This is a genomic window from uncultured Bacteroides sp., assembly GCF_949298305.1.
Lineage (GTDB): Bacteria > Bacteroidota > Bacteroidia > Bacteroidales > Bacteroidaceae > Bacteroides.
This window is the reverse complement of the sequence record NZ_CASFWU010000070.1, coordinates 15,431-28,510: the sequence shown is the minus strand read 5'-3', so window position 1 is coordinate 28,510 and position 13,080 is coordinate 15,431. Positions and strand designations below refer to the sequence as shown.

General features: G+C 46.1%; 9 protein-coding genes. All 9 read left to right on the top strand.

Annotated features, from left to right (window positions below):
* Nucleotides 1-420: 420 nt before the first annotated feature.
* The 9 genes from Q1Y74_RS10140 to Q1Y74_RS10100 all read left to right on the top strand — a co-directional run bounded on the left by Q1Y74_RS10140 (nt 421) and on the right by Q1Y74_RS10100 (nt 12,924).
* Nucleotides 421-1,011: a hypothetical protein gene (locus Q1Y74_RS10140; protein ID WP_300814172.1), complete on the top strand. Its 591-nt coding sequence runs from the start codon at nt 421-423 to the stop codon at nt 1,009-1,011.
* 12 nt (nt 1,012-1,023) lie between these two features.
* Nucleotides 1,024-1,863 carry a DUF2764 family protein gene (locus Q1Y74_RS10135; RefSeq protein WP_300814170.1) on the top strand — a complete coding sequence of 280 codons (840 nt, stop codon included), beginning with the start codon at nt 1,024-1,026 and terminating at the stop codon, nt 1,861-1,863.
* Nucleotides 1,864-1,882: 19 nt separating this feature from the next.
* On the top strand, nt 1,883-3,637 hold the full coding sequence (locus tag Q1Y74_RS10130) for a V-type ATP synthase subunit A (protein WP_300814169.1): 1,755 nt from the start codon (nt 1,883-1,885) through the stop codon (nt 3,635-3,637).
* A 20-nt stretch (nt 3,638-3,657) separates the two neighbouring features.
* Entirely contained in the window at nt 3,658-4,986 is a 1,329-nt protein-coding gene (locus Q1Y74_RS10125; protein WP_300814168.1) for a V-type ATP synthase subunit B, read from the top strand.
* A gap of 22 nt (nt 4,987-5,008) precedes the next feature.
* On the top strand, nt 5,009-5,614 hold the full coding sequence (locus Q1Y74_RS10120; RefSeq protein WP_300814167.1) for a V-type ATP synthase subunit D: 606 nt from the start codon (nt 5,009-5,011) through the stop codon (nt 5,612-5,614).
* A complete protein-coding gene (locus tag Q1Y74_RS10115) occupies nt 5,611-7,443 on the top strand; it encodes a V-type ATPase 116kDa subunit family protein (protein ID WP_366914102.1) in 1,833 nt (610 codons plus the stop codon). The genes Q1Y74_RS10120 and Q1Y74_RS10115 overlap by 4 nt, the downstream gene beginning before the upstream one ends.
* A 28-nt stretch (nt 7,444-7,471) precedes the next feature.
* Nucleotides 7,472-7,891: an ATPase gene (locus Q1Y74_RS10110; protein ID WP_300814164.1), complete on the top strand. Its 420-nt coding sequence runs from the start codon at nt 7,472-7,474 to the stop codon at nt 7,889-7,891.
* 775 nt (nt 7,892-8,666) lie between these two features.
* Complete coding sequence (locus Q1Y74_RS10105) at nt 8,667-10,328, top strand: glycogen/starch synthase (protein WP_300814162.1); 1,662 nt, start codon at nt 8,667-8,669, stop codon at nt 10,326-10,328.
* 31 nt (nt 10,329-10,359) lie between these two features.
* Nucleotides 10,360-12,924, top strand: coding sequence for a glycosyltransferase family 1 protein (locus Q1Y74_RS10100; RefSeq protein WP_300814161.1), 2,565 nt, complete (start codon nt 10,360-10,362; stop codon nt 12,922-12,924).
* Nucleotides 12,925-13,080: the final 156 nt, after the last annotated feature.

Sequence of the window (13,080 nt, the reverse complement as noted above, 5' to 3'; positions counted from 1 at the left end):
GGTCGTCGCCGTCTTCGAGAGCCCCGCCGCTTCCTGAAAGGGAGGTCGGCGGGGCTTCTTTTTGTGTATGCCTCGGTCGCCTTTTTGTTTATGTCCCGACTGCCTTTCTGTATAGACCTTAAATCTGAACTTCTGTCTGTCTTCCTTCTCGCTGGCTGGAAGAATTAGGCTCGTGTGCGTGAGGGCAATATCATCAGATATGGTGAAATTTATTAGGTTTGTAATTCTTATTTGGTAATAATCCAGCGTTTTGGGATGAATAATAGTCAGAAACGAATCTTTTTAGTAAAAAGCAATTTTTTCTTTTCTACTTTTCATTTATTATCGCAAGGATTTTCGTATTTTTGGCGTGCATCTGACAAAGATAGAAATCTATTGTTGCATTTGTAAATAATTATAATTATAATATATCCTTGTAATATGGAAAACAAAATTCAAGAGTTGACCGATAAGCTCTACCGCGAAGGGGTAGAGAAAGGCAATGAAGAAGCACAGAAACTTATCGTTAAGGCTCAGGACGATGCCAAAAAAATAGTAGACGACGCCCGTAAGGAAGCTGAATCTATTTTGGCTGCTGCCCGTAAGTCTGCTGATGAAATGGCAGAGAATACTCAATCTGAACTGAAACTATTTGCCGGCCAGGCTGTGAATGCGTTGAAGTCTGAAATCGCTACTTTGGTAACTGACAAGATTGTGACTGCCGACGTAAAGGCATTTGCAACCAATAAGGACTTTTTAAATGCTTTTATTGTGGCGCTGGCTACCAAATGGAGTGTGGATGAGCCAATTGTTATCTCTACAGCTGATGCGGCAGATTTGAAGAAGTATTTTATGTCTAAGGCGAAAAATCTTCTGGATAAGGGGGTCAAGATTGAACAAGTGAATGGTATTAAAACTTTGTTTACCATATCTCCTGCCAATGGCTCTTATAAGATGGATTTTGGAGAAGAGGAGTTCGTGAATTATTTCAAGGAATTCCTGCGTCCGCAGCTGGTGGAAATGCTCTTCTAAATTCTTTTAGGTATGAGTAAATATTATTATCTGGTAGCCGGTTTGCCTGAGTTGAGTTTAGAGGATGGCAAGCTGAGTTATACAGTGGCTGACTTTAAGACTGAATTCTATCCTTTTTTATCTGTTGAGGATAGAAAATTATTGGATTTGTTTTATCTGAAGTTTGACAATGCCAATGTCTTGAAGTTGTTGAAGGACAGAGATGCGGTCATTGTCCAATGCGGAGTTTATTCGGTGGAAGAACTGCTTGATTACATTTCGTCGCTCAAGGAAGGCAATGAAGTATCTGAACGCCTTTTCCCGTCCTATCTTTCAACTTTTATTACCGATTATTTTGCATCTTCAGGAGAGGAGGAGGTACAGTTGGAGAATCGTCTGACAGCTCTCTATTATGCTTATGCCGTGAAGTGTCGGAATCAGTTTGTCTCTTCGTGGTTTGCTTTCAATCAAGTCATTAATAATGTGTTGGTGGCTTTGACTGCTCGCAAATACAAGTGGGACGTAGCTTCACTGATAGTCGGTGATTCGGAAATTTGTGATTCTTTGCGTACTTCTAATGCACGTGATTTCGGCTTGGGCAGTGATGTGGATTGTTTGGATCAGTTGGTCAAGATAAGTGAAACGGAAGAGTTGCTTGAACGTGAGAAGAAAATAGACCAATTGCGCTGGAACTGGATGGAAGAAGCCACTTTCTTCAATTATTTTACCGTTGAGCGTCTATTTGTTTTTCTCTTGCAGTTGGAAATGATTGAACGTTGGATTTCGCTAGATAAGGAGAAGGGCAATCAGATGTTCCGCAAAATCATTGCCAACCTTAAAGACGAAGTGCAGATACCTGCAGAATTCAGATAAATAAAATCAAAATAATTATATGGCAACAAAAGGAACTGTTAGTGGCGTAATAGCCAATATGGTGACACTCGTCGTTGATGGTCCTGTAGCTCAGAGTGAGATTTGTTATATCTCAACGGGCGGTGACAGGCTGATGGCGGAGGTGATTAAGGTGGTAGGTACCCATGTGTATGTGCAAGTGTTTGAGAGTACACGTGGACTGAAGGTAGGTGCCGAAGCTGAGTTTACCGGACACATGCTCGAAGTGACTTTGGGTCCGGGAATGCTTTCAAAGAATTACGATGGTCTGCAAAACGACCTTGATAAGATGGAAGGCGTTTTCTTAAAACGTGGTCAGTATACTTATCCTTTGGATAAAGAGAGAAAATGGCATTTTGTTCCTTTAGTAAAAAAGGGCGATAAGGTAGAGGCTGCTGCCTGGTTGGGTCAGGTGGATGAAAACTTCCAGCCTTTGAAAATCATGGTGCCTTTCAATCAGAAAGGAGTATGTACGGTGAAGTCGATAGTCGCTGAGGGTGATTATTGCATTGAAGATACGATAGCTGTTCTGACGGATGAGGAAGGAAACGACGTTCCTGTAAATATGATACAGAAATGGCCTGTGAAGCGTGCGATGACGCACTATAAGGAAAAGCCGCGGCCTTTCAAGTTGCTGGAGACGGGTGTCCGTGTGATTGATACTGTGAATCCGATTGTAGAAGGCGGTACGGGCTTTATTCCTGGCCCGTTTGGTACGGGTAAGACCGTGCTTCAGCATGCCATCTCCAAACAGGCTGAAGCAGACATCGTTATTATTGCCGCTTGTGGCGAACGTGCCAACGAGGTAGTGGAAATCTTCACGGAATTCCCTGAACTGGTTGACCCTCATACTGGTCGCAAACTGATGGAGCGTACTATTATTATTGCTAATACTTCAAACATGCCGGTGGCAGCCCGTGAGGCTTCCGTTTATACTGCAATGACCATTGCCGAGTATTACCGCAGCATGGGACTGAAAGTGTTGCTGATGGCCGACTCCACTTCCCGTTGGGCGCAGGCTTTGCGTGAGATGTCTAACCGTATGGAGGAACTTCCGGGTCCTGATGCTTTCCCTATGGATTTGTCTTCCATCATTTCCAATTTCTATGGCCGTGCCGGTTATGTGGTCTTAAACAACGGCGAGACGGGGTCCATTACGTTTATCGGTACAGTGTCGCCTGCGGGTGGTAACTTGAAGGAACCTGTGACGGAAAATACCAAGAAGGTTGCCCGCTGTTTCTATGCTCTTGAACAAGACCGTGCGGACAAGAAGCGTTATCCTGCCGTCAATCCGATTGATTCTTATTCCAAATACATTGAATATCCTGAGTTTGAGGCTTATATCTCTAAACGTATTAACGGTGAGTGGATAGGGAAGGTGAATGAAATCAAGACCCGTTTGCAGCGTGGTAAGGAGATTGCCGAGCAAATCAATATCTTGGGTGATGACGGTGTTCCTGTTGACTATCATGTTATCTTCTGGAAATCAGAACTGATTGATTTTGTCATCTTGCAGCAAGATGCTTTCGACGAGATTGATGCGGTGACTCCGATGGAACGTCAGGAAGAAATCCTGAATATGGTAATTGACATCTGCCATACAGAGTTTGAGTTCGACAACTTCAATGAAGTGATGGATTATTTCAAAAAGATGATTAATATCTGTAAGCAGATGAATTATTCAGAATTCAAGTCTGAGGCATACGACGGTTTCCGCAAACAATTGCACGATTTGATTGAAGAGCGAAAGGCATAATTGTAAATAAGAGTAAGAAAATGGCAACAAAAGCATTTCAAAAGATATATACTAAAATTACTCAGATTACCAAGGCCACCTGTTCCTTAAAGGCTACGGGTGTGGGGTATGACGAGTTGGCAACGGTGAACGGTAAACTGGCTCAGGTAGTTAAGATTGCCGGTGGCGATGTAACTTTGCAGGTTTTTGAGGGTACAGAAGGTATTCCTACCAATGCGGAAGTCGTGTTTTTGGGTAAGGCTCCTACCATTAAGGTGAGCGAACAGTTGGCCGGCCGTTTCTTCAATGCCTTCGGTGACCCTATTGATGGCGGTCCGGAGATTGAAGGTGAGGAAGTGGAGATTGGTGGTCCTTCGGTAAATCCCGTGCGACGCAAGCAGCCTTCGGAACTGATTGCTACCGGTATTGCAGGTATTGACTTGAACAATACGTTGGTGTCCGGACAGAAAATCCCGTTCTTTGCTGACCCTGACCAGCCTTTTAACCAGGTAATGGCCAATGTGGCTTTGCGTGCAGAGACGGACAAGATTATCTTGGGCGGTATGGGTATGACGAACGATGACTACCTTTATTTTAAGAACGTGTTCTCCAATGCCGGTGCTCTCGACCGCATCGTGAGCTTTATGAATACCACTGAGAATCCGCCGGTTGAGCGTCTGTTGATTCCTGATATGGCACTGACGGCAGCAGAGTACTTTGCGGTAAAACATAATGAAAAGGTATTGGTTTTGCTGACCGATATGACTTCTTATGCTGACGCATTGGCCATCGTGTCTAACCGTATGGACCAGATTCCGTCGAAAGACTCCATGCCGGGTTCGCTTTATTCAGACTTGGCCAAGATTTATGAAAAGGCGGTGCAGTTCCCCAGCGGTGGTTCAATTACTATCATTGCGGTGACCACCCTGTCGGGAGGTGATATTACACATGCCGTACCTGATAATACCGGTTATATTACGGAAGGTCAGTTGTTCCTGCGTCGCGATAGTGACATCGGAAAGGTTATTGTAGACCCGTTCCGCTCGTTGTCCCGTTTGAAACAGTTGGTTACGGGCAAGAAAACTCGTAAGGACCATCCTCAGGTGATGAATGCGGCAGTACGTTTGTATGCCGATGCCGCTAATGCGAAGACCAAGTTGGAGAACGGTTTCGACTTGACCAACTATGACGAACGTACGCTGGCTTTTGCCAAAGACTACTCCAACCAGTTGCTGGCCATTGATGTCAACCTTGACACAACAGAGATGCTTGATGTGGCGTGGGGACTTTTCGGTAAATATTTCCGTCCCGAAGAAGTGAACATCAAGAAAGAACTGGTGGATGAATTTTGGCCAAAAGAGAATAATTAATCACTAATAATCATAGAAAAAAGTGGCTATTAAGTTTCAATATAACAAAACCTCCCTGCAACAGTTGGAGAAGCAGCTGAAAGTACGGGTGCGCACTTTGCCTATCATTAAGAACAAGGAAAGTGCCCTCCGCATGGAAGTGAAGCGATGCAAGGTAGAAACTGCTGCTCTGGAGGAGAGGTTGGAAAAGGAAATTCAAGCTTACGAAGCCATGTTTGCCCTTTGGAATGAATTTGACGCCTCGCTGATTAAAGTCAGCGACGTCCATTTGGGTGTGAAGAAGATTGCCGGAGTGCGGGTGCCTTTACTCGAGAATGTCGATTTCGACATACGTCCTTACTGCATGTTCAATGCCCCCAAATGGTATGCGGACGGGCTGCACTTGCTGAAAGAACTGGCACATACGGCCATCGAGCGCGAATTCATGGTGGCTAAGCTGAATTTGCTGGAACATGCTCGCAAGAAGACGACCCAGAAGGTCAATCTTTTTGAGAAGGTGCAAATACCCGGGTATCAAGATGCTTTGCGTAAGATTAAACGCTTTATGGAGGATGAGGAGAATCTTTCCAAGTCTTCACAGAAAATCATGAAATCCCATCAGGAAAAAAGGAAGGAGGCAGAAGCATGATTACAAAAATGAAGAAGCTCACGTTCCTTATTTATCATAAGGAGTACGAAGATTTTCTTGAACAGATCCGCCAGTTGGGAGTGGTGCATATTGTAGAGAAGCAATGCGGTGAAATGGACGAAAGACTGCAACGCTTCATGCAGAAACGTACTTCGTACAAGAATACGTTGAACGCCATGTATAACTTGGCTGATAAGGAGGTGGCTGATACTGTCCGTACAGGAGTGACAGCCGATGAGGTAATCGGCGTATACGAAGAATTGCAGGCGCGTATCCTCAACCTGGAACAGAAGCTGCCCCAACTGGAAAAGGATATTGCACAGATGCAGATATGGGGTAACTTCGACTGGAACGCTGTGAACAAGTTGCGAGATGCCGGGTGGTATGTACAGTTCTATTCCTGTACGGAAAAGGAATATGATGAAGCCTGGGAAGAGCAATATAACGCTATTCGCATCCAGGAACAGGGAGGACACATCTACTTTGTAACGGTTACCGCTCGTCTGGAGGATGGACTGGATATGGAACCACTCCGTCTGCCGACATCGAGCCTGTCTGAACTGTTGGCCCGGAAAGCGGATACCGAATCGCAGATAGCGCAGGCGCGGGCCGAACTCAAGGATTTCTGTAAGGCCAACTATAAGACGCTGGAGCGCGGCAACTTGTTGCTTCAAGGTGATATTGACTTGCTGAAGGTGAAGTTGAACAGCGAGCGCATGGCCGACGGGGCTGTCGTCTTGCTGGAAGGCTGGATACCGGTTGACAACGAACCCGAGGTGAGGAAACTGCTGGACAACAGTGGCGTATATTATGAAATAAGGAATGCTACGAAGGAAGATAATGCACCCATCAAATTGCGTAATAATGCCTTTGCCCGTATGTATGAAGTGCTGACCAAAATGTATGGTATGCCTGATTATGCCGAGTTTGACCCGACTCCCATTCTGGCACCTTTCTTCTCGCTGTTCTTCGCCTTCTGTATGGGCGACGCCGGTTATGGAGTCGTACTGATTATCTTGGGCTTTATCTTGAAGAAGAAGTTGTCCAAATCGTTGAGGGGCATGATGAACCTGGTGATTACTTTGGGCATTTTCACGGCTGTGATAGGTGCTATCTTGGGTACTTGCTTCGGTGTTAGTCTGTTCGATTTGGATTTGCCGGACAGCCTCAAGCAATTTATGATTGTGGGCAAGATTGGCGAAACCACTTATGACAAGCAGATGCTGCTTGCTCTGATTATCGGTGTGGTGCATATTTGCATCGCTATGACGGTGAAGGCAATAAGCAGTACTGTCCGCTTCGGCTTCAAGGAGTCACTCAGTTCGTGGGGTTGGCTCTTGTTGGTGGTTGGCGGTGTGTGTACCGGCGGACTTTCATTCTTCGAGGTCATATCAGAAAATGTGTCCACTTGGGCCTTCATCATTATAGGCAGCATTTCGGCTATTGGCATCTATTTGCTGAATAACATCCATCGGAATGTATTTGTCAATATCGGTGCGGGTATTTGGGACACCTATAATATGGCTACCGGTCTGATGGGTGATGTACTTTCTTACATACGTCTTTATGCCTTAGGCTTGGCCGGTGGTATGTTGGGAGGCGTTTTCAATCAGCTTGCTTTCATGGTCAACGATGCCGCAGGTCCCGCATTGGGTTGGCTCTTCTGCGGACTTATTCTGGTGTTCGGTCATTCTCTGAACATAGCCATGTCTTGTCTGAGCGCATTCGTACACCCGCTTCGTCTGACCTTTGTGGAGTATTTCAAGAATTCCGGTTATAACGGTAAGGGAGAAGAATATGCTCCTTTCACAACCATAGAAAACAAATAAATTAGAAACAAATAAAAACTGAAACATTATGAATGAAATTTTAGGTTATCTCGGTTTGGGCCTGATGTTGGCCCTGGCAGGTATTGGTAGTTGCTTTGGTACGACAATCGCTGGTAATGCAGCTGAAGGTGCATTGAAGAAAGATCCTTCCAAGTCGGCCAGTTACATGATTCTTTCGGCTCTTCCTGCTACACAGGGTCTTTATGGCTTTGTGGCTTTCTTGATGTCTATGGGACGCGATTTTGCTACTGAAGGCCCTCTGATGTTGGGTATAGGTTTAGGAGTAGGTCTGGTATGTCTGTTCTCCGCTATCCGTCAGGGACAGATTTGTGCCAACGGTATTGTGGGAATCTCTCAGGGACACGATGTACAGACTAACACCATGATTTACGCCGCTCTGCCTGAATTCTATGCTATCTTGGCATTGGTGGCAGCATTGATGGTTTAATATCGGTTACAGAAGTTGTTTGTTTCAAGGCCCGACAAGGATAGGCTCCGGCTTATCCTTGTTCGGGCCTTGTCCTTTATGGGCAGTTCGTAAGCCGGAGAGTCATCCGCTTTGCTGCCGGTGTTTGTCCCGGTTTTCATCCTCATCCGTCCTGCATCATGGGCCGGGTGGGGGCGGAAGCCGGGCTAAAGTGCTGGTAAAGGCTGTCCAAGGTGCCACCTTTGGCAGAAAAAGGGCGTACCTTGGGTATAATTAAAAGCCTTTTAATGCACAAATAAAAGGCTTTTAATGTATAAATGAAAGCCTTTTAATTATCAATTAAAAGCCTTTTAATTTTCAGATAAAAGGCTTTTATTTTTCAGATAAAAGGCTTCTGATAGAAACAGAGGTAGCACCTTGGGTGGTCAAAGGTGGCGTCTTGGGTTGTTAAAGGTGGTGTTTTGGACGGTGAAAGGCAGCGGGTTTGCCCGGCCCGGCTACGGCAGTCCCTGGCGTTTGCCGCCTCTCCGCCCGTGCAGGCAACGTTGGGGGGGTGTCTCCCTTGGGCCGTCCGACTGCGGGCCTGGGCGGCTTATGGAGGGACTTGGGCAGTGCTCAGGTGTCTTTCCGGGAATTTCACCTGATTCCGCTACCTGTTTGTAAGGTGTTTTGTGTTTCCTTCCATTCCTCTTTTATAAAGGTATATTTGTACATCTGTGATTATATTTTTCGATTAAAAGGCTATTTTTCAAAGAATAATATGTACTTTTGCAGCCACATTAAGATATAAACGTATATGGCTAAAGAACTAATGACCCCCGATTACATCTTCGAAGCAAGTTGGGAAGTGTGTAATAAAGTAGGGGGAATCTATACGGTTTTGTCTACAAGAGCCAATACTTTGCAGGCAAAATTCCATGATAGAGTGCTTTTCATAGGACCTGATTTCTGGCAGGGTAAAGAGAATCCTTTGTTTATCGAATCTGACAATCTGTGTGCGGCGTGGAAGATGCACGCCATTCTTAAAGATAAACTGTCCGTGCGTGTAGGACGCTGGAACATTCCGGGCGAGCCTATTGTCATTCTGGTTGACTTCCAACCATTCTTTGAAAAGAAAAACGAAATTTATACGGAGATGTGGAACCGCTATCAGGTCGATTCTCTGCATGCCTATGGCGATTATGATGAAGCTTCCATGTTTGCTTATGCGGCTGGAAAGGTGGTAGAAAGCTTTTACCGTTTCAATCTGTCAGAGAGTGATAAAGTCATATTCCATGCGCATGAGTGGATGACGGGTATGGGGGCTTTGTATCTTCAGAGTGCTGTCCCTGAGATTGCCACCATCTTTACCACTCACGCCACTTCCATTGGTCGTTCTATTGCTGGAAACGATAAACCTTTGTACGACTATCTGTTTGCATACAATGGTGACCAGATGGCTCAGGAGCTGAACATGCAGTCCAAGCATTCCATTGAGAAACAGACGGCTCATTATGTGGACTGTTTTACGACTGTCAGTGAAATTACGAACAACGAATGTAAGGAATTGCTCGACAAGTCGGCCGATGTGGTCCTGATGAACGGATTTGAAGATGACTTTGTACCCAAAGGTGCCACATATACAGGAAAGCGGAAACGTGCCCGTGCTTTGATGCTTCGGTTGGCAAATTGTTTGTTGGGAGATGATTTGGATGATGATACGCTGATTGTAGGTACAAGCGGGCGATACGAGTTCAAAAACAAGGGTATTAACGTATTCCTGGAGTCATTGAACCGCCTGAACCGTGACAAGAATTTGAAAAAGAAGGTCTTGGCCTTTGTCAACGTGCCAAGTTGGGTTGGCGATCCGCGCGAGGATTTACTGGACCGAATGAAGAAAAAGGAGAAATTTGATACTCCGTTGGAGTGTCCCTTCATCACTCACTGGCTGCACAACATGACTCACGACCAGGTGCTGGATATGCTGAAATACCTGGGAATGGGCAACAGCAAGGAGGATCAAGTGAAAGTTATTTTCGTACCTTGCTACCTGGATGGCAGAGACGGCATCTTGAACAAACATTATTATGACATCATTATAGGTGAGGATCTCAGTGTTTATCCTTCTTACTACGAGCCTTGGGGCTATACCCCGCTGGAGAGCGTAGCCTTCCATGTCCCTACCATCACGACCGACCTTGCCGGGTTCGGCCTGTGGGTGAAAGGGCTGAAGAATCAGCACGGAATAGACGACGGCGTGGAAGTGCTGCACCGTTCGGACTATAATTATTCTGAAGTGGCAGATGGCATCAAGGATACTATTTCCGCTTTTTCTGCCAAGAATGAAAATGAAATCAAGGAAATCCGCAAACGGGCGGCCAAGGTGGCTGAACAGGCTTTGTGGAAACACTTTATCCAATATTATTACGAGGCTTACGACATTGCCCTCCGCAATGCCATGAAGCGATTGTTAGGCTGAAGAATTATTAATCAATCAAGTTATCATACAAATGAAGATTAAAGTTAGTAATGTAAACACTCCGAACTGGAAGGACGTGAATGTAAAGTCTCACATTCCTGCCCAACTGGAGAATTTGTCTGAATTGGCACGTAACATTTGGTGGTCGTGGAATTACGAAGCTACCGAATTGTTTAGAGACCTTGACCCTGCTCTTTGGAAAGAAGTCGGACAGAACCCTGTCCTCTTGTTGGAACGTATGAGCTATGCCAAGCTCGAAGCGCTTGCGAACGATAAGGTGATTCTTCGCAGAATGAAAGACGTTTACTCCAAGTTCCGTACTTACATGGATGTAGAGCCGGATAAGAAACGTCCGTCTGTAGCTTACTTTAGCATGGAGTATGGTTTGAATCATGTCCTCAAGATATATTCCGGCGGTTTGGGAGTACTTGCCGGTGACTATTTGAAAGAAGCGTCGGACAGCAATGTCGACCTGTGTGCCATAGGTTTCCTCTATCGTTACGGATATTTCACTCAGACGTTGTCTATGGACGGACAGCAGATTGCCAACTACGAAGCTCAGAACTTCGGTCAGCTGCCCATCGACCGTGTGTTGGATGCCGACGGCAATCAGGTGATTGTAGACGTGCCTTATCTGGACTACTACGTACATGCTTTCGTATGGAGAGTCAACGTGGGCCGTATCTCCCTCTACCTGCTCGATACGGACAACGAGATGAACAGCGAGTTTGACCGTTCCATCACCCACCAGCTTTATGGCGGTGACTGGGAAAATCGTCTGAAGCAGGAAATTCTGTTGGGTATCGGTGGTATGTTGACGCTGAAGAAGCTGGGCATCAAGAAGGACATCTATCACTGCAACGAAGGCCATGCCGCATTGATTAACGTACAGCGTATTTGTGATTATGTAGCCGAGGGACTTACTTACGATCAGGCTATCGAACTCGTGCGCGCTTCGTCTCTGTACACCGTACATACTCCGGTTCCTGCCGGCCACGACTATTTCGATGAAGGTCTCTTTGGCAAGTACATGGGCGGTTATCCGTCACGTATGGGCATCAGCTGGGATGACCTGATGGACTTGGGCCGCAACAACCCCGGCGACAAGGGCGAGCGTTTCTGTATGTCTATATTCGCCTGCAACACTTCACAGGAAGTGAACGGCGTAAGCTGGTTGCACGGCAAAGTGTCACAGGAGATGTTTGCTCCCATCTGGAAGGGTTATTTCCCTGAAGAAATGCATGTGGGCTATGTGACCAATGGTGTACACTTCCCCACTTGGAGCGCTACTGAATGGAAACAGTTGTATGCCGCTCACTTTGATGAGAATTTCTGGTATGACCAGTCCAATCCCAAAATCTGGGAAGCCATCTATAACGTGGCCGACGAGGAAATATGGAAGACCCGCATGGCATTGAAGAACAAGCTGATTGACTATGTGCGTAAGCAATATAGTGAAACTTGGCTGAAGAATCAAGGTGATCCTTCGCGTATTGTTTCTTTGCTGGACAAAATCAATCCGAACGCCTTGCTGATTGGTTTCGGCCGTCGTTTCGCCACCTACAAGCGTGCACACCTGCTGTTTACCGACTTGGAACGTCTGTCTAAGATTGTGAACAATCCCGATTATCCTGTACAATTCCTGTTTACAGGTAAGGCTCATCCTCACGACGGTGCCGGTCAGGGCTTGATTAAGAAGATTATCGAGATTTCCCGCCGTCCGGAGTTCTTGGGTAAGATTATTTTCCTGGAGAACTACGACATGCAACTGGCCCGCCGTCTGGTATCTGGCGTTGACATCTGGCTGAATACGCCGACCCGTCCCCTCGAAGCATCGGGTACATCTGGCGAAAAGGCGTTGATGAACGGTGTGGTTAACTTCTCTGTACTCGACGGCTGGTGGCTCGAAGGCTATCGCGAAGGTGCCGGCTGGGCATTGACCGAGAAGCGTACTTACCAGAACCAGGAACATCAGGACCAGCTGGATGCCGCTACCATTTACAGCATACTGGAGACTGAAATCCTGCCGCTGTACTATGCCCGCAACAAGAAGGGCTATTCTGAAGGTTGGATCAAGACTATCAAGAACTCCATCGCCAAGATTGCTCCTCATTACACCATGAAGCGTCAGCTTGACGACTATTACGAGAAGTTCTACAATAAGGAAGCCAAACGCTTCCACATCCTGGCTGCCAACAACTACGCCAAGGCTAAAGAAATTGCCGCCTGGAAGGAATCGGTAGTAGAGAAGTGGGACAGCATCGAAATTGTTTCTTGCGAGAAGACTGAAGAACTGGTGAAGGGCTCCATTGAAAGCGGTAAGGAGTACACCATCACTTATGTTATCGACGAGAAGGGTCTGAATGACGCTATCGGTCTGGAACTGGTGACTACGTACAATTCGGCTGATGGAAAGCAGCACATCTATTCGGTAGAACCGTTTGATGTTGTCAAGAAAGATGGCGATTTGTATACGTTCCAGGTGAAACATAAACTGGAGAATGCAGGTAGCTTCAAAGTTTCCTACCGTATGTTCCCGAAGAATGCAGATCTGCCTCATCGTCAGGATTTCTGCTATGTGCGCTGGTTTGTCTGATAATTGCAGGTGTACAGCATCTATGAGATGAGGCTGTACGGCACATGACATAGCTATCAAGAGGCTGCCCCGGAAAGCTGGGACAGCCTCTTTTGCATTATATCGGTGTACGGAAATACTTTTCTGCCATTGCTCATTTCCTGCATTCTTTTTTGG

Coding starts and splice junctions, on each gene's coding strand:
- Q1Y74_RS10140 (WP_300814172.1), top strand. CDS start 421: ATGGAAAACAAAATTCAAGAGTTGACCGATAAGCTCTACCGCGAAGGG.
- Q1Y74_RS10130 (WP_300814169.1), top strand. CDS start 1,883: ATGGCAACAAAAGGAACTGTTAGTGGCGTAATAGCCAATATGGTGACA.
- Q1Y74_RS10125 (WP_300814168.1), top strand. CDS start 3,658: ATGGCAACAAAAGCATTTCAAAAGATATATACTAAAATTACTCAGATT.
- Q1Y74_RS10100 (WP_300814161.1), top strand. CDS start 10,360: ATGAAGATTAAAGTTAGTAATGTAAACACTCCGAACTGGAAGGACGTG.
- Q1Y74_RS10105 (WP_300814162.1), top strand. CDS start 8,667: ATGGCTAAAGAACTAATGACCCCCGATTACATCTTCGAAGCAAGTTGG.
- Q1Y74_RS10110 (WP_300814164.1), top strand. CDS start 7,472: ATGAATGAAATTTTAGGTTATCTCGGTTTGGGCCTGATGTTGGCCCTG.
- Q1Y74_RS10115 (WP_366914102.1), top strand. CDS start 5,611: ATGATTACAAAAATGAAGAAGCTCACGTTCCTTATTTATCATAAGGAG.
- Q1Y74_RS10135 (WP_300814170.1), top strand. CDS start 1,024: ATGAGTAAATATTATTATCTGGTAGCCGGTTTGCCTGAGTTGAGTTTA.